A 17,598-nucleotide genomic window follows, 5' to 3' on the forward strand; every position below is an offset into this window, starting at 1 on the left:
CGCCGATCGCCCACTATTCACGCAGGTCAGCGAGCAGTTCCGGAATCCACGCCCGATCATTCGGCACGATCTCTCCGCGCAAGTCCATCGCGTTCAACATGTCGGCGTCCACCCAGCGGAGGTCGAGATGCTCGGTCGTGTCCGGGATGCCTGCGACGATCCGGGCGCGGACGGCAACCATGTCCAGCCCCGGTTTCAGGCGAACCGACGCCTCGAGCCGCACACCGACTCGGACGTCGACGTTTAATTCCTCACACAGTTCACGCACGAGCGCCTGATCGAGCGTTTCGCCGGGTTCGACCTTCCCGCCGGGCAGTTCCCAGAGCCCGGCGAGTTCCGGTGGATACGCGCGCTGCGCCAGCAGCAGGCGTCCGTCGTCGGCATAGATCGCGCCCGCCACCACGGTCCCCCCGCTCATCCGCGGACCACACCGATCCGTTCGGGCATTGGCGTGAGTGACACGCGATCGCCGACGGCGACCGCGGTATCGGACACCGCGTCGAGGGCCCGGCCGTCGATGACTGCCTGCACCCGCCAGGTGCCGATCAGCGGTGCCGAACGGGTGACGACGGCACGCCCTGCGTCGTCGCGGTCGGCCCGGAGCGAATCGGGACGCAGCGCGGCGCGGCACGGGCCTGCGGGGGCGTCCGCGAGATCGGCGTCGATCTCGATCGCGCCGAACGCCGTCGCGAGCGCAGCCGAACCGATGACGCCGTCGACGATGTCGGTGGCGCCGAGGAACCGCGCCACCCACTCGTTCGCGGGACGGCGCCAGAGTCGTTGCGGCGCCGCTGTGTCGACGATCGACCCGGCGCGCATCACGCTGACGACGTCCGCCATCATCGCGGCTTCGACGTGGTCGTGGGTCACGACCACGGTCGGGGTGCCGGAGTCGCGCACGATGTCCGTGATCGCGACGGCGAGGTCGTCGCGGAGTCTGCGGTCGAGGGCGGCGAGCGGCTCGTCGAGGAGCAGCAGACGCGGCCGCGGAGCCAGCGCTCGCGCCACTGCGACCCGTTGCGCCTGCCCGCCGGACAGTTCGGTGACCCGTCGGTCCGCGGCACCCGGCAGTTGGACGAGATCGAGCAGCTCGGCGACCCGCTGCCGAGCCTGCGCACGCGAGACGCCGCGGCGCGCCAGGCCGTACGCGATGTTCTGCCCGACGGTGCGCCCCGGGAACAGCTGGCCGTCCTGGAAGACGACTCCGAAGTCCCTGCGGTGCACCGGGATCGCTTGTAGGTCCACGCCGTCGAATGCGACCGTCCCCGACGCCACGGGCTCGAGACCGGCGATCGCACGCAGCAGCGTCGACTTTCCGCACCCTGACGGCCCGAGCAACGCCGTCACGAGCGCATCGCCGCCGACCTCCCAGTCGACGCCGTGCACCACCTCATCGGACCCATATCGGACCGACACATCACGCAGAGTCAGCACCGCTTGCGCCTCCTGTCACCGGTTCTCGTGCGCGCCGCGAACTCGACGGCGGCGACGACCACCGCACTCACCGCGACGAGCAGGACGGACGCGGCCATCGCTGCCGCGTAGTTGTCGGCGCCGGGTCGACCCATCAGTGAGCCGATGAGGACCGGCAGCGTCGTCGTGTTGGCCCGGGCCAGGAACGTCGTCGCACCGAACTCGCCGATCGCCATCACGAACGCGAACGCGGCGGCTGCGGCCAACGACTTCGCGGTGAGCCGAAGGTCGACGGTGACGAACACGCGTGGGCCCCGCGCGCCGAGTGTCGCGGCCGCGTCCCGCAGCCGCGGGGGCACTTGTTCGAGCGCGGGCACCATGACGCCGACGACCACCGGGATCGCGATCAATGCCTGCACGCACGGGACGATCAGCGGCGACGCCGCCACCTCGTAGGGCAGTTCGGCCAACGCCAGCGTGTACCCGAATCCGAGGGTGACCGCGCTGATCCCCAACGGCAGGATCGCCAGGACTGCGCCGGTGCGGGCCACCAATCCGCCGCTTCTGGTCAGCGTGGCCGCGGTGAGCAGTCCGACGACGACAGCGATCGCTGTCGCCAGGAAGGCGCTGGTCACCGAATACCGCAGGGACGCGACGGCCGACTCGCCGTAGGTGTCGTCGAACATCGCCCGATAGCCGACCAGACCCCAGTGTCCACCGGGACGCAACGATCGGACCACGAGCGTCGCGATCGGAAGCACCAGCCACACACCGATCCACGCGAGGACTGCGATCACCGCGATCCACCCGATGCCACGGGGACGCTCGGCGTGCGAGGTCGTCCCGCTCTGCGGTACGCGAGCCGATCCGAGCAGTCGCGCCACGGCGAGCGCCGCCAACACCACGCCGATCTGCAGCACCGACAGCGCGACGGCATCGGGCAGTCTCGCGTAACCGATGCCCTGCAGGTAAATCTCCGTCTCCAGAGTGTGTGCGGTGCCGCCGCCCAGGATCACGACGACACCGTAACTGGTGGAGCAGAACAGGAAGATCAGCGCGAATGCAGCCGCAACAGCGGGCAGCAGTCGGGGCGCGACGACGTCGAGGAACGCCCTGGTCGGCGACGCCCCGAGCGCGCGGGCGGCCGCGACCTGCCGCGGATCCACCCGTTGCCAGGCTGCCGAGACCACCCGTACGACGACGGCGACGTTGAGGAACGTGTGCGCCGCGATGATCGACGTCCACCCCTGTTCGACGCCGAGGAACGCGAGCGGACCGTCGAACACGGCGCGGAAGGCGACACCGACGACGACGGTCGGCAGCACGAATGGCAACGTGACGATGACCCGAAGCAGGCCCGTTCCCGGGAGCTTCGCCCTGGACATTAGCCAGACGATCGGCGCAGCCACGACGAGCGCCGCCACCGCCGACACCGCAGCCTGCAACGCGGTGACGCCCAGCAGGCCCAGCGCCCCGGTCCGCGACCACGACTGGCTGAGCGTCGTCGCGTCGTCGTCGTCGAAGGCACGCATCACCAGAACGCCAAGCGGCCACGCGAACACGACGGCCGTGAATACGAGCGGAACGAGCGCACCGAACCCACGTGCCAGGCCGAACGCTCCGCGCGAGCGAAACCTCAGCGTTTCACCGTCTCGCGCCACTGCGTGAGCCATTCCTCACGGTTCTTGTTGATGTAGTCGGGATCCATGCGCACGGTCCACGCTGGGGCCGGCGCTCGCTGACGCCAGGAGAAGGGCAGCTGAACACCCTTCTGGACGGGATACACGTACATCGAGGTCGGCAGCGCGGCCTGCACCTCGGGACTGAGTAGGAAGTCGACGGCCTTCTTCGCGCCCTCCACGTTGCGCGCACCCTTGAGCACGCCGACGTACTCGATCTGCGCGAAGCAGCTGTCGAGGATGGCGTGGGTGCCCGGCGTCGCGGCCGGACTCGACGCGTACGAGACGACGATCGGCTTGTCGCCGTGCCCCTCTCCGGCACTGAAGACTTGGTTGTAGGCGATCTCCCAGCCCGCCACGACCTGCGCGCCGTTGCCGCTCAGTTCGCGCCAGTAGTCCGGGGCCTTCTTCCCGTAGCGGCCGACGGTCGACAGCAAGAAGCTCATGCCGGGCGACGACGTCGCCGGGTCCATCAGCACCGTCAGGTCGCGGTACTCGGGGTCGACCAGGTCGTCGATACTGGTCGGCGGCTCGAGTTGGTTGCTGTCGAACCACGCTTCGTCGACGTTGACGCAGACGTCGCCGCGGTCGACCGCCGTTAGCTGGCCGGGGTGAGGGCCCACCGCATAGTCGGCTGCGCCGTTCTTCGCCAGGGGCGATGTGTACGGCTCCAGCGCCCCCGCATCGATCGGCCGGGCGGCGAAGGTGTTGTCGATGCCGAACACGGCGTCGCCCTTAGGTGATCCCGGAGTCAGTGACACCACCGACGACAGCTGTCCGGCGTCTCCGGACCGCACGATGTTCAGTTTAAGTCCGGTCTCGTCCTGAAACTTGTCGAGCAGATTCTGCGGGAGTTCGAACGAGTCGTGGGTCAGCAGATTCACCTCGTCGGCGCCGTCTGACGACGTACACGCGAACGAACTGGCGGCGACGACGGCGACGACGCCGAGCGCCAGTAGCCGACGCATCGTCTGCGCTGCGCGTTTCCCCCCTCTGCGTTTCCCCCCTCTGCGTTTCACTGCAAGGTTCTCCACTCGGTGGTCTCCTGCGGTCTCTGCGGCGTGCTGTCCGCCGTAACGGCGCACCGGTCCCTGACGAATCTAACTCTGACGAATCTAACCAGGAGACGGCAGATGTTTCGAGACTACCGGTGCTCGATGACGCCACCGTCACCCCATATTTCACACAGATAACAATTTTCACATCAGCCTCAGTAGTTTCATGGTGTTCGCGTTAGACTCGCGTCACCGTCCGTCCCATCTACCGATTGGATCCGCAGTGCGATTCGCGCGCATCAGCCGCACCGCCACGCTCGTCGCCGCATTCGCGGTGACCGGCGCTCTCATCGCCCCGGCCACGGCGCACGCCGAGCCCGCCACCACTGCCGAGACGCCGTCCGAGCAGACCATTCCGCTCCCCGACAAGGCGCCCGACGTCGACCCCGAGATCCTCAAATCACTCGGCACCTTCGCCCCTGCGCTGCTCGGCTCGGTCGCCACACGCGACGAGAATGGCAAGGTCGACACCGCGCTGCTCGACCATGCGCGCTCCCTCGCCGACAACCCGGCCGTCCCGAAGCAGGCCGGAGCCACCTGGCGCAGCCTCATCGATTTCCTCGGCGAGCCCGGCAAGCAGCAGGCCGTCGCCGCGGGCGCCATTCCGGCCGCCAAGCGCGACGCAGCCAGGGACAAGGACGCGCCGAACATCCCGACCGGGCCGAAGAAGCCGCGTATCCAGCAGTTCCTGTACCCAACACTCGGCTTCGGCTGCATGCCCGGCAACGGCAACTCGGTCGGCATGGCGCTGGCCACCGCGGGTCCGCAGTCGGCTCCCGCTCCCGGACCGAAGCGTGGTCAGGCCGGATTCGTCTACACGAGCCTCGGCACCGGCCCGGCGAAGGCGTCGTCGGCCCACCGGCTGTACGTCTCCTGGCTGAACCTGGAGAACGGGCGCACCGGACAGACCGCGCTGAAGCCGAATGCGAAGATCAACGCCACCAAGGGTCCGGGCACCTTCACCGGTATCGCGAAGACCGGCCGTGGCCGCATCGTCTCGACCGTCTACGGCGAAGTGACCACCAAGACCAAGGGTCGCACCATCTCGTGCATGATCGCGCCGACCATCGGCACCGCGATCATCTGACTCCAGACCGCGACGATCAGTGCCCTCCGGGTCTCACCCGGAGGGCACTGTCGTGTCGCGGCAATGTCACAACTCGGACTCGCTCCTTGAGTTTCGCCCGCCGACCGCACCACTATTAACTCCAACACCATCTGTCACACCAGTAACAATGCTCGTGTGGCGACTCAGCAGTTGTGGAGGAAGCCAGTGGCCGTCGTCAGAAACTCGGTTCGCGTCGGAATCGTCGGCGCAGCAGCCGCATTGGCAGTCGCCCTCGGCGCTCCCGGGCACGCGACCGCAGAACCCGAGACGACCACTCCCAGCACGCCCACCGCGCCCGCCACTCCCACGCCCGAAGGCGAGACCCCGACTCTCTCCGGCATCCCCGGCGACGCCGAACTCGCAGAACTCCTGCGCGCTCTCAAACAGTCCGGCGGCGACGAATCGGCGATCGGCGCGCTCTCGTCGATCCTCGGCTCGGAAGGACAGATCGACCCGTCCGGACTGTTGACCAGCTTCGGCATCAACCCCGACGCACTCGACTCGCTCCTCCCGACCGATCCGAACGCGACAGATCCTAACGTGCCTGATCCGAATGCGACTGCGCCCAGTCCGGTGTCGGGCACCGCGACGACGCCCGCCGCGGAGAACGCAGGCAGCGGCAACGTGATCGCGACGCTCGAGAAGCTCACCGGAACCCAGATGCTCTCCCCCGCGATCGCGCCGTTCTGCGCCGCCCCGACCGACGACAACCCGCTCGGCATCGTGACGGCGCCCGCCGTCGCCGTGCCCGGGCCGTGGCCCGTCGCCGAGGACTCCGCCCTGGCGAATCTGCTGCGCGGCACCGGAGCCGACAATCTCCTGAAGCTCGTGGATCCGAACGCATCGAAAGCCCTGCAGGCCGTCGACGACGGTGAGACAGCGTATGCGTTGGTTCCGCCGTCCAAGCCCGACTCAGCCAACCTCCAGGTCGCGTGGTTCAACACGTCGACGATGCAGGGTGGGATGGAAGCACTCAAGCCCCTCGGCGACGACAAGTCCGCGGGCCCGCTGTTGAAGGCACTCGCCGCCGCCGACGGATTCCACGGGATCCGCATGGCACGTGCGTCGACCGGTGAGGGCACGGTTCTGTCCGCCGTCTTCGGCACCACGACGACCGGCGGCCGCACCTGCTACTTCCTCCCCGCCCTGGGCGCGGTCACCAATGACTGACCCAGCCGAACGCCACGTTCACCGCAGAAGACTCGAGGACACTTCCATGACCGCGCAACCCCGCCGCATCGTCGCAACCCCCGGCCCCGGACGGTCGAAACGCCGTGCGCTCACGTCGCGTCCGACGATCGCGGTCGGAGCCGTCACCGTGGCGGCCGGACTCATCGGCGCCGGAGTCTGCACCACCCAGGCGTTCGCCGACCCCGAACAGACCGCAGGCGAGACGGCGCGCGGTGGCCAGACCGCAGGCTCGGTGTTCGCGAGCAGACCCATCGCCGACGACAGCCTCGTGACCGGCGCCGCGAACGGTCAGCAGTACAGCTTCTGGACGCAGGGCAGCGACGACCGCACACACTTGACGACGGCCGTCGTGCTGACCCCGAAGGGCAAGGCTCCGGCGGCCGGTTGGCCGGTCGTCGCATACGCCCACGACGCCGACGGGGTCTCCGAAGACTGCGGACCCACTCAGGCACGAGTCGCTCGCGACACCGGCGCCGTGTCCGACCTGCTGCGCGAGGACTACGCGGTGGTCGTCCCTGATTACTCGGTGATCGGCACCGACGGTTCCCCGCAGTACGTCGACTACTCGGTCGCCGCGAAGGGCGTGACCGATGCGGTGCGGGCCGCCCTCGACGTCGAGCCGTCGCTGTCATCGCGCTGGGCTGCGGTCGGCGACGGACAGGGGGCCGCTGTCGCCGTCGATCTCGCGAAGATCGCGTCGTCGTCAGGGTCGGCGAAGTCAGGGGCGGCGAAACTGGACTTCCGCGGCGCCACGGCGACCACCCTCCCCGTCGGCTACGCCGACGTGGTGACCGGCCTGAGCCCGCAATCGGCGAAGGTGTCGCCGTCGACTGTCGCCGACGTCGTCTACACCCTGTCGTCGCTGCCGTCCGACAAGATCGCCCCGCTGCTGTCGACGCGTGGGCGCGAACTCGTCACCAAGGCGAAGAAGCTGTGCGAGCCGGCCCTCACCAAAGCGGTCGGATCGTCGAACGTCGCGGACCTGGTGCGTAAGCCGATCTCGTCGGAGCGGACGTTGACCTCAGACCTACGCAAGCAGCTCGCGTTGCCGTCGAGCGGTTTCAGCCGTCCGATCATGTTGAGCCAGAAGCTGGTCGACGACGACACCGACGTCCCGGCCAGCCTCCAGTACCTGACGGCCGCGCAACTCGCGAGCAACAAGGTGTCAGCGAAGACCTACCTGACGGGCGATGTGAAGGACGCCGATAACCAGGAGAAGACAGCGCTCACCGCGTTCTTGAAGAAGCTCTTCTGAATCAGCGCAGCACCCTCACCCACCGACTAGCCCTTCACCAACTGGGCCTTCACCAACTGGGCGAGGTGGTCGTGCACGTGCGGTACTGCGGGTTGACCATCGGAACCCAGGCGAGCGCACCGACCTTCTGTTTGATCGCCAAATGCACCGGCCCCTTGCCCGGGTGAACGACGGCCTCCCACTGGTAGTGGGTGGCGCGCGTGGGAACGGTCACCTTCCCGCTGCGCCCGGTCCGGAGGTTCTTCCACTTCACCGTCGTAGAGATCGTGTACTCGGTGACGTTGCCCCACTGCCCTCCCGAGCGAGGGTCGTTGGCCCGCAACGAGATCGCGGGGCCGGGCAGGCCGTCGGACGGAAACTTGATACCGCTGTAGAGGTCGATCGATACGGGGATCCGCGGCGCAGGCCACGGGTCGGCGACCGAGCACCGGATCGTCTTCACGTAGTGCTCCCCGACCCACGGAGCCGCCGTGGCGTCGGGCGTCGCGACCACGATGCCGACGCCCGCGAGTGCGGTAGCCGACAACGCCACCGCGCCGCGTCTGATGACCGACATGTGTGTATCCCGCTTCAGCCCCTGTTCGCGCATGCGGCCAGTGTGCCACCGCTTACCATGTCGTCATGGCGAATCTGCAGATTGCTCAGGACCCGGTCGCAGACGAACTGCTGTCGACGGACGCGTTCGCACTTGTGACGGGAATGTTGTTGGATCAGCAGTTCCCGATGGAGCGTGCGTTCGCCGGTCCGGCGAAGATCGCGGAGCGTTTCGGCTCGCTCAATCCGGGGGCGGTCGCGGCGGCCGACCCGGAGGTGTTCGCCGATCTGTGTGCCACTCCCCCGGCCGTGCACCGGTACGGACGGTCGATGGCCGGGCGCATCCAGGAGTTGGCGCGAGTGGTCGTCTCCGACTACGACGGCGACACCGAGGCGATCTGGGCGACCGCGAAGACCGGGAAGGAACTGTTCGCCAGGATCCGAGCGCTTCCCGGTTTCGGTGAGCAGAAGGCCAAGATCTTCACCGCCCTCCTCGCGAAGCAGCTCGATGTGAAGCCGAGCGGGTGGACGACGGTGACCGGCGACTACGGAAAGAAGGGCTTCCGGTCGGTAGCCGACGTCGTCGACGGCGACTCGCTGATCAAGGTCCGCGAGTTCAAGAAGGCCGCGAAAGCCGCTGCGAAGAAGTGATGAGTTCCTGCAACCGCCAGGTACACTTTCGCGCATGAGCAGGTCACCGATCGATCCACGCGACATCCTCAGTCTGCCGTTCCGCGTCGGATTCGCGACGACCGGTGTCGTGCTCGGTACGGCCGAGTCGGTCATCAACGTCGTACGACTGACCGCCGGCAGCATCGAGTCCGAGGTGAACGAGGTCCTCGGCGTCGAGCCGGAGGCCGGCGTCGCGTCGGTCCGTGCCCCGCTCGCGATCCTCAGCCAAGTGGCCGACCTCCTCGGGCCGGACCGTCCGTTCGGCAGGCTTCTGGCCAACGGCGGCCCGCTCGACCGATTGGTCCAGCCGGGCGGCGTCATCGACCGACTCACCGCGCCGAACGGTCTGCTCGAGAAGTTGACCGAGCAGGGCGGCATCCTCGATCAGATGACCGACGAGAAGGGCATGCTGATGCGGGTCGCCGCCAAGAACGGTCCCCTCGACCGACTCACGCGGGACGGTGGGGTCATCGACCAGTTCACCGACAGCGAGGGCATTCTCGAACGCCTCACCTCCGAAGGCGGTTTCCTCGATCTGATGACCGACGAGAACGGCATCCTGATGCGGCTCGCCGCCAAGGACGGCCCCCTCGACCGACTCACACGCGAGGGCGGTGTCGTCGACCAGTTCACCGAGAACGAAGGCATCCTGGAGCGCTTGACGTCCGAGGGCGGCATCGTCGACAAGCTGACCGCCCCGGACGGGGTCCTCGAGAAGCTCGCCAAACAGGACGGACTCCTCGACCGCGCCGCGAGTGACGAGGGCCTGCTCGACCAGTTGCTGGGCGAGGGCGGTGCGCTGGACCGTCTCATCGAGGAGGGCGGTCCGCTCGACAAGTTCACCGAGCTGTCCGAAACGCTCGCGTCGCTTCCCCCGAACCTCGCGGCGATGCAGGAGACCGTCGACCGTCTCAACGACATCGTCGAACTACTCAACGCCTCGGTCGCGCCGATCGGCGGGCTCGCCGAACGTCTCCCGAAGCGGTTGACCCGCGGCGGACCGGGCCGCAGCAACGGCGGCGGATCGTATGAGCAGCTCCCTCCGCTCGACTGACCCCTCCTGCTGAGCGGTCGTCTCCACTGGCGGCAGCGCCACGTTCTGATTGACTCGTCGTCGACGTGGCGGATGGCGAGGGCGTTCGCCGCGGCTGGCCCCGACTGGTTCCGCGCCGACGGTTCAGAACGGGGGCGGACCGTCCTGTTCGATCGATGCGGCCCAATCAGCGGCCGCGCACACCTGGACATACCGACGGCGCGAGCGGATCCGCATGCGGTAGGCGTGTTTGGCCTGGGTTCGAGTGCGTACCCGGTCCGGCTGCGCGGCATCGTCGACCGAGCCCGGCGCGACGGGTTCGCCGTGTCGGCACGGGATCAGACCGAGGTCGGGCAGCAGCCAGTGGTTGCGGGCTCGTGAGCGGACGGTATACCCGGTCGGCGTGGTGACTTCGGTCCAGATCGCGCCGTCGGCGTCGACGATCTGGTCGTCGACCCAGTCTGACGCGAACGTCTTCAACACATGGTGGAACCGGCACTTCGGATTGAGATTGCACGGGCAGGTCGCACCACCCGCCGCGTTGTCGGCATGGTTGAACTCGCACACGTGGTCCAGGTCGCACGACCATGCCCGGCGAGCGCATCCCGGCTCGCTGCACGAGCCGAACACGGCACGCATCGCGGTGTCGCACGCCGAGGTCGGACGGTACGCGTTCCCTGGTTGAGCGGCGTGGTCTGCCAATCCGGCGATGTCCAGAGGTCGGGTGATGGCGTCGCCGCGGGCTGCGATCTCCCGCACATGATGCGCGTCGAGAACGCCGAACCCGTCGAGCCAACCGGCCTTGTCCGAGTCACCCGACAGCGTGGACGCGTCGGCGACCACATGCACGACGACCGACGCGAACCGCTCGGCGACAGTCGCCGCCGAGCCGGTGGCCGCACAGTCGGGATTACCGCAGTCGCATGCGAACTCCCCACGCGTGAGTAGCGCGACCGCGGCATCGTGGCGGCGCACACCGCGGCTGCGGGAGTCGTCGGCACATACTCGGTCGGCGACTGCGGACACCGATGCATCGATCAGGACGGCGTCTTCGGGCGTGGTGGTGATCGTGACGTCCGAGCCGTCCACGTCGTGAGAGACGTGGACACCTTTGCCTCGCAGTTCGCGGCGCTCGCGGACGCCGTCGGGGTCGAGTTCGGCGACAGCGCGGCGAGCGGTGTCGCCCGCGTCGCGGCGCGAGACTCCACCCATCTCGCGGAGTTCGGCGGCAGTCGTCGCATCGACTGCTGCGATCAGGTCGGTGTCGGCGACGCCGGTGGTCTGCAGTACGACATCGCCGAACGCCGCAACGCTGATTACACCGTCGCGCATCAACCGCGCGACCTGTGGAAGCCGCTCGGCCGCTTCGACCGCGAGATTCACTTGACGGTCCGCGGTCCCCGCCGCCACCCGCAACGCGACCGCGACCTCCCGCGCCACCGAAGCGAACACATCGACCACGCGATGATCGGCGTCGCCCACCTCGACGCCCTCACGAGCAGCCGCGGCGGTGAGCATCGCGTAGATCGCCTCGAACCGCAGGAACATCAGCATGCCTTCGCCCGCCTGCAAGACGTCGATCAACGCACCGCCTGCTTCCCCACCGACGCCGACCGGACTCAGGTCGACCTTCGCCCACACGTTTCCGGCCATTCGAACCGCCCCTCCAAGAATGCCCATATCGAACTGTTGTTCTAATTATAGGACCAGAGATATGATGTATTCAATAATTGCTTCGAACGTAGTTACGATTATTCCGGCAGGGTTTCGACGCTCTGCCCCTTCGCTCAGCCGGCGGGCGCGAAAGCTGCGGACAAGGCAGCCATGTACTCGTCGACATCGTCGGCGATCGGAGCACCCGCGCAGACGGAAATCGTCACCGCGTCACCGATCCCGTGCACACCGTGAGTCAGGGAGTGGGCGGCGCTCAGCGCCGGGAAACCCGCGGTGAAGAGCACGCGTCCGCCCGCGAGGGTCAGATCGGCTGCGCCTCGGTTGACCGACGACACCACCGTCCATCCGGACACCGTCGCCGGCTGCGGCGCATCCGCGCTCAACCGGGCCGCAGTCGCGCCGAGTACTGCGGGCGCCGATGCTGCGGCATGCCGGGACGCGACGAACCCCGGCGAGTCGACGCGACGTCGAACCGCTGCGAGCTCGGCCGCGATCAGCGCGGCCCGACGACGCCGATCCACCTCGTCCGCATGCAGCGGCACACTCGCGGTCTGGAAACGATTGCGCGCCAGCGCTTTCGCTCCGGAGTCGTCGCCGAAGGCGACGGTCACCTCGGCGCGTGCCTCGCGTCGCGACGCGTCGAGGAAGGCGGGGAGCACCTCGGCGAGAACGGCGAGCACTCCGACGGTGACCGAGTGTCCCCCACTCCGCACCGCCTCCGAGGGAACCGTGAGAGTCCGCAGCACTCGACGGTCGCCGGGAGCGGTGTTCGCTCTCGTCGCAGCCGTCGGGGCGGCCGTCGCCTCCGGAACCGGGGCCGCCCACGCGGCGAAGCCGAGAGCCGCCGCCCGCACCAGATGGGGCCCGACCAGCATCCCTCCGCGCACCGCGGCGAGGGTTCGGTCGCCGACCGCGACCCGCGCGTCCCGCGCAGGCTCGGGCAGCGATCCGCCGAACAGTGCTCGCGCGATCGCCGACACCCGACGCCCGTCACCCAGCGCGTGCGAGATCTGCAGGACGGCCACGCGTGCAAGGGAATCGGCATCCGGAACTCCCGTCACCCGATCGAAGATGTGGACGCGCCACAGATCTCCGCCGCTGCGCGTCGACAGCGCTGCGACGTCCTTCAGCACCGCGTCCCACGTGTAGGGCCCCGGATACCCGACGATCGCATCGTCGCTCACCGGTGCGGGCACCCACCGCGGGAAGTCGAGGTCGCCGGGAACGGTCTCGACGGTGAGATGAAGGTCGACGATGGCCGCGGCCCGTCGACGGACCTCGGATACCAACGCCGCACACGTCGCCGCCTCGTCTCCGGAGAACGCGAACAGGAGGAACTGGTCGTTCGCCGACACCTGCGACGCCCAGTACATCGCCGCATCCGCTGGTGCCATCGCCTGCATCGAAGCTCCTATCGCGACCGCCGAGGCGGGGTCTCGAATCGACGTCGAGCGGAGAGATGAATAATGCCATTCATGGATGACAACATCGCTGCCGCCGACATCGATCCGACCACTCCGATCATCGTAGGCGTCGGACAGGCGTCCGAGCGTCTCGACGATGCCGACTATCGGCGGTTGGGCGAGGCCGATCTCGCGGCCATCGCCGTCCGCGCGGCGTTCGCCGACACCGGACTCGACGCTGCGGCTGTCGCGGAGATGATCGATGTCGCCGCTGCGGTGCGGTCGTTCGAGAAGTCGAGTCCCGCGTCGTCCGCGCAGCTCGGGCGACCCGACAACATGCCGCGCGCCGTCGCGAAGCGGACGGGTATGGATCCGCGGCGCGCCGTCGAAGAGGTGACCGGAGGACAGAGCCCGCAGCACCTCGTGACCGAGTTCGGTACCGAGATCGCGGCCGGCCTGACCGACGCGGTCCTCCTGTTCGGGTGCGAGGTGATGTCGACGGTCCGCGCGGCACTCAAATCCGACGACCGCCCCGACTACTCCGAGACGGTCGGTGGTCAACTCGAGGACCGCGGGTTCGGGATCGCCGGACTCACCTCGGTCGACGAGGTCCGGCACGGTGTGATGGTGCCGCTCGCCCAGTACTCGATTCTGGAGAACGCGCGCCGCCACCGTCTCGGCCGGTCCCGCACCGAGTACGCGGCACAGATGGGCGCACTGTTCGCACCCATGTCGCAGATCGCGGCACAGAATCCGTACTCGTCGACGACCCGCGTCTACTCGGCGGCCGATCTCGCCGTCCCCGGTGACGACAACCGTCGCGTCTGCGTCCCCTACACCCGTCGACTCGTCTCCCGCGACCAGGTGAACCAGGCGGCCGCCGTGGTGATGACCTCGGTCGGAGCCGCCCGGCGGGCAGGTATCGACCCCTCGCGATGGGTGTTCCTCCACGGGTACGCCGACCTGTGCGAGAAGCCGATGATGCGACGGCCCGATCTGTCGCAGGCGCCGTCGGCCGTCGCAGCCGTGCACACCGCGCTGACGATGGCGGGAATCGGTATGGGCGACGTCGGGGCGCTCGACCTGTACAGCTGCTTCCCGATCGCGGTGTCGAACGTCGCCGACGCGTTCGGCCTCGAACCCGACGATCCGCGTGGGCTCACCGCGACAGGTGGGCTCCCCTACTTCGGCGGCCCCGGAAACAACTACTCGATGCACGGCATCGCCGAGATCGTCGAGGGCGCCCGCCGGACGCCCGGCTCGTACGGTCTGGTCGGAGCCAACGGCGGCATCCTCAGCAAGTACTCGGTCGGCGTGTACTCGACCACGCCGACACCGTGGCGTCGATCGACCTCCGACGCGGTACAGCGCGAACTCGACACCGCTCCGCACATCCCGATCACCCGATACGCCGACGGACGCGGCGTCATCGAATCGTTCACCGTCCTCAACCCGGATCGCACCGATCGCGCGGGAACCGTCATCGGCAGACTGCACGACGGCACCCGTTTCATCGCGACCGCCGAGGGCTACGACCTCCTCGACCTGCTGTGCGGCCAGGAGGATCCGATCGGCCGCACCGTGTACGCGCGATCGTCCGCCGACCGCAACGTCGTCACGCTGACCCGCACCGAACTGGACGAACGGCATCCGCGCACAGCACCCAGATTCGCCGACGACTACGAGCACCTCATCGTCGAACGTCGCGGCCGCGTACTCGAGGTGACCATCAACCGACCCGATTCGCGCAATGCGATCAGCCCGAAGACGAACGCCGAACTGGACGCAGTATTCGAGGCCTACTTCGCCGCCCCGGACCTGTGGGTCGCGATCCTGACCGGAGCGGGCGATAAGGCGTTCTCATCGGGCAACGACCTCGCAGCGAGTGCAGGCGGCACCGGCCTCTCCATGCCCGAGAACGGATTCGCGGGGCTCACCGCACGCACCACCGTGCCGAAACCGGTGATCGCAGCGGTGAACGGCTTCGCACTGGGCGGCGGGCTCGAGATCGCGTTGGCATGCCATGTGATCGTCGCCGACGAGTCGGCGACCTTCGGCCTACCCGAGGTGAAGGTCGGCCTCGTCGCGGCCGCAGGCGGTCTCGTCCGGCTGCCGCGCGCGCTCCCGAAGGCCCTGGCTCGCGACATGATCCTGACTGGCCGTCGACTCGACGCGGACGAGGCTCTCGCGCACGGACTCGTGTCCCGGATCGCTCCGAAGGGAGACGTCATGGCCACCGCCCGCGGCGTCGCAGAGGAGATGCTCGCAGCCTCCCCTGCGGCCGTTCGCGCATCGATCTCGACCATGGCCGCCGCTGACGCCACGCCCGACACGGTGACCGCCGTTCGGGACAGCCTCGGTGTTCTCGACGAGATTCTGGTCAGCCCGGACACCACCGAGGGGATCATGGCGTTCGTGCAGAAGCGCCCGCCTCAGTGGACCGGAAGGTGACCGAGGACTGCGTCGTCGACCGACAACAAACTTGGACGTCCAACCTATTGATTTAGTTGGACTTCCAAGTTTATTCTTGCGGCATGCCCTATCCAGTTCTGGCCGACGACGACCTGCTCGTCGTCGAGACCGCACGCGACTTCGCCCGCAAACGCCTGGCCCCGAACTCCTTGGAGTGGGACGCGACCAAGCACTTCCCCGTCGCGGAGATGGTCGAGGCCGCATCGCTCGGCATGGCCGCCATCTACACCCGCGACGACGTCGGCGGCTCCGGTCTGCGACGCATAGACGGCGTCAGAATCTTCGAGGAATTGTCCAAAGCCGATCCGGTGACCGCGGCGTTCCTGTCGATCCACAACATGTGCACCTGGATGGTCGACACATACGGCACGCAGGAGCAGCGCAACGAGTGGGTACCGCGTATGGCGTCGATGGACGCGATCGCCAGCTACTGCCTCACCGAGCCCGGCGCGGGTTCGGACGCGGCGGCCCTCTCGACGTCGGCGCGACGCGACGGCGACGAGTTCGTCCTGCGCGGCAGCAAGCAGTTCATCTCCGGCGGCGGCGTCAGCGACGTCTACATCGTGATGGCGCGGACCGGCGACGCCGGACCGCGTGGCATCTCCACGTTCATCGTCCCCGCCCAGACGCCCGGGCTCTCGTTCGGTCCGGCCGAAGCGAAGATGGGCTGGCATAACCAGCCGACCGCCCAGGTGATCTTCGACGACGCCCGGGTTGGCTCCGACGCGATGCTCGGTGGCACCGATGGCGAAGGCACCGGCTTCTCGATCGCGATGAACGGGCTCAACGGCGGCCGCCTCAACATCGCGGCGTGCTCGCTGGGCGGCGCTCAGGCCGCCTATGACGCGGCTCTCGCGTACACCGCGGACCGTGAGGCGTTCGGCGCACCGTTGATCGACGAGCCGACGATCCGGGCGACCATCGCCGACATGGCGATGAACCTTGAGGCGTCGCGTCTCATGCTGTGGCGTGCCGCCGACGCACTCGACGCGGGCGATCCCGACAAGGTGGAGCTGTGCGCGATGGCCAAGCGGTTCGTCACCGAAGCATGCTTCACCGTCGCCGATCAGGCATTGCAGCTTCACGGTGGATACGGATATCTCCACGAGACCGGTGTGGAAAAGATCGTCCGCGACCTGCGGGTGAACCGCATCCTGGAAGGAACCAACGAGATCATGCGGATGGTGATCGGCCGTGCCGAAGCCGCCCGCGTCAGCAACGAAAGGAAAACGCGATGAAGATCGCATTCGTCGGACTGGGCAACATGGGTGGGCCGATGGCCGCGAACCTGATCTCCGCCGGCCACGAGGTCGTCGGTTTCGATTTGTCGGCCGACGCCGTCGCCGCGGCCGTCGAGCACGGTGTCACCTCGGTGGAGAACGCTGAGGCTGCTGTCGTGGGCGCGGACGCCGTCATCACGATGCTGCCGAGCGGCGCGATCGTGAAGAGCGTCTACGCGTCGGTGCTCGACCACGCCGCCCAGGGCACGCTGTTCATCGACTCGTCGACCATCTCCGTGGAAGACGCGCGTGAGGTGAACGCTCAGGCGAGCGCGGCGGGCATGTTGCAGGTGGACGCGCCGGTGTCCGGCGGTGTGAAGGGCGCGACGGCTGGCACGTTGGCGTTCATGGTCGGTGGCGACGACGAGTCGGTCTCAGCTGCACAACCGGTCCTCGCTCCGATGGCAGGCAAGGTCGTGCCGTGCGGAGGCACGGGCAACGGTCAGGCTGCGAAACTGTGCAACAACATGATCCTGGCCGTCCAGCAGATCGCCGTCGGTGAGGCGTTCGTCCTCGCGGAGAAGCTCGGCCTCGCCGATCAGGCACTGTACGACGTGGTGACCGGCGCGACCGGAAACTGCTGGGCGCTGCACACCAACTGCCCGGTCCCCGGCCCGGTCCCGACCGCACCGTCGGAGAACGATTACAAGCCCGGCTTCGCGACCGCGTTGATGAACAAGGACCTCGGCCTCGCGATGGCCGCCGTGTCGACGGCTGGCTCGTCGGCACCACTCGGCACGCACGCCGCCGAACTCTATTCGGCGTTCGCCGCGGAGAACGGGCACCTCGACTTCAGTGCCATAATCGACACTCTGAAGTGATTCGGCGC

General features: G+C 68.1%; 15 protein-coding genes. 8 read left to right on the forward strand and 7 right to left on the reverse strand.

The window, feature by feature from the left end:
* Positions 1 to 13: 13 nt before the first annotated feature.
* The 4 genes from L5G33_RS16655 to L5G33_RS16670 are packed head-to-tail and all read right to left on the reverse strand — an operon-like array spanning position 14 to position 4,060.
* Positions 14 to 418: a (deoxy)nucleoside triphosphate pyrophosphohydrolase gene (locus tag L5G33_RS16655; protein WP_236999281.1), complete on the reverse strand. Its 405-nt coding sequence runs from the start codon at positions 416 to 418 to the stop codon at positions 14 to 16.
* Complete coding sequence (locus L5G33_RS16660; RefSeq protein ID WP_236999282.1) at positions 415 to 1,434, reverse strand: ABC transporter ATP-binding protein; 1,020 nt, start codon at positions 1,432 to 1,434, stop codon at positions 415 to 417. Before L5G33_RS16660 ends, L5G33_RS16655 begins: the two co-directional genes overlap by 4 nt.
* Positions 1,428 to 3,086, reverse strand: a complete 1,659-nt coding sequence (locus tag L5G33_RS16665) for an ABC transporter permease (RefSeq protein WP_236999283.1) — start codon at positions 3,084 to 3,086, stop codon at positions 1,428 to 1,430. The genes L5G33_RS16660 and L5G33_RS16665 overlap by 7 nt, the downstream gene beginning before the upstream one ends.
* Positions 3,050 to 4,060 carry a thiamine ABC transporter substrate-binding protein gene (locus L5G33_RS16670; protein ID WP_236999284.1) on the reverse strand — a complete coding sequence of 337 codons (1,011 nt, stop codon included), beginning with the start codon at positions 4,058 to 4,060 and terminating at the stop codon, positions 3,050 to 3,052. The genes L5G33_RS16665 and L5G33_RS16670 overlap by 37 nt, the downstream gene beginning before the upstream one ends.
* A gap of 310 nt (positions 4,061 to 4,370) precedes the next feature.
* On the opposite strand from L5G33_RS16670, the gene L5G33_RS16675 reads away from it, so the two are divergent.
* From L5G33_RS16675 to L5G33_RS16685, 3 genes are all read left to right on the forward strand, one after another.
* Positions 4,371 to 5,234 carry an Rv1157c family protein gene (locus L5G33_RS16675; RefSeq protein ID WP_236999285.1) on the forward strand — a complete coding sequence of 288 codons (864 nt, stop codon included), beginning with the start codon at positions 4,371 to 4,373 and terminating at the stop codon, positions 5,232 to 5,234.
* Positions 5,235 to 5,420: 186 nt separating this feature from the next.
* Entirely contained in the window at positions 5,421 to 6,425 is a 1,005-nt protein-coding gene (locus L5G33_RS16680) for a hypothetical protein (RefSeq protein WP_236999286.1), read from the forward strand.
* A 46-nt stretch (positions 6,426 to 6,471) separates the two neighbouring features.
* A complete protein-coding gene (locus L5G33_RS16685) occupies positions 6,472 to 7,701 on the forward strand; it encodes an alpha/beta hydrolase (protein WP_236999287.1) in 1,230 nt (409 codons plus the stop codon).
* A gap of 49 nt (positions 7,702 to 7,750) precedes the next feature.
* Here L5G33_RS16685 and L5G33_RS16690 read toward each other — a convergent pair whose 3' ends face one another.
* Complete coding sequence (locus L5G33_RS16690) at positions 7,751 to 8,257, reverse strand: hypothetical protein (protein ID WP_236999288.1); 507 nt, start codon at positions 8,255 to 8,257, stop codon at positions 7,751 to 7,753.
* Between the two features lie 65 nt (positions 8,258 to 8,322).
* Here L5G33_RS16690 and L5G33_RS16695 point away from each other — a divergent pair, with 65 nt between their 5' ends.
* Positions 8,323 to 8,886 (forward strand): HhH-GPD-type base excision DNA repair protein, encoded by a 564-nt coding sequence (locus L5G33_RS16695; RefSeq protein WP_236999289.1) that lies wholly within the window; start codon positions 8,323 to 8,325, stop codon positions 8,884 to 8,886.
* Between the two features lie 34 nt (positions 8,887 to 8,920).
* Positions 8,921 to 9,961 carry a hypothetical protein gene (locus tag L5G33_RS16700; protein WP_236999290.1) on the forward strand — a complete coding sequence of 347 codons (1,041 nt, stop codon included), beginning with the start codon at positions 8,921 to 8,923 and terminating at the stop codon, positions 9,959 to 9,961.
* 123 nt (positions 9,962 to 10,084) lie between these two features.
* On the opposite strand, the gene L5G33_RS16705 is transcribed toward L5G33_RS16700, so the two are convergent.
* A complete protein-coding gene (locus tag L5G33_RS16705; RefSeq protein ID WP_236999291.1) occupies positions 10,085 to 11,593 on the reverse strand; it encodes a DUF222 domain-containing protein in 1,509 nt (502 codons plus the stop codon).
* 134 nt (positions 11,594 to 11,727) lie between these two features.
* The gene (locus L5G33_RS16710; protein ID WP_236999292.1) at positions 11,728 to 13,008 is read right to left on the reverse strand and encodes a WS/DGAT domain-containing protein; all 1,281 of its coding nucleotides are present in this window, start codon (positions 13,006 to 13,008) and stop codon (positions 11,728 to 11,730) included.
* Between the two features lie 81 nt (positions 13,009 to 13,089).
* Here L5G33_RS16710 and L5G33_RS16715 point away from each other — a divergent pair, with 81 nt between their 5' ends.
* The 3 genes from L5G33_RS16715 to mmsB all read left to right on the forward strand — a co-directional run bounded on the left by L5G33_RS16715 (position 13,090) and on the right by mmsB (position 17,590).
* Positions 13,090 to 15,468 carry an acetyl-CoA acetyltransferase gene (locus L5G33_RS16715; RefSeq protein WP_236999293.1) on the forward strand — a complete coding sequence of 793 codons (2,379 nt, stop codon included), beginning with the start codon at positions 13,090 to 13,092 and terminating at the stop codon, positions 15,466 to 15,468.
* Between the two features lie 83 nt (positions 15,469 to 15,551).
* Positions 15,552 to 16,727, forward strand: a complete 1,176-nt coding sequence (locus tag L5G33_RS16720; protein WP_236999294.1) for an acyl-CoA dehydrogenase family protein — start codon at positions 15,552 to 15,554, stop codon at positions 16,725 to 16,727.
* On the forward strand, positions 16,724 to 17,590 hold the full coding sequence (mmsB, locus tag L5G33_RS16725; RefSeq protein ID WP_236999295.1) for a 3-hydroxyisobutyrate dehydrogenase: 867 nt from the start codon (positions 16,724 to 16,726) through the stop codon (positions 17,588 to 17,590). The genes L5G33_RS16720 and mmsB overlap by 4 nt, the downstream gene beginning before the upstream one ends.
* The last annotated feature ends 8 nt before the right edge of the window (positions 17,591 to 17,598 follow it).

Source organism: Gordonia liuliyuniae (assembly GCF_021738805.1).
Classification (GTDB): domain Bacteria; phylum Actinomycetota; class Actinomycetes; order Mycobacteriales; family Mycobacteriaceae; genus Gordonia; species Gordonia liuliyuniae.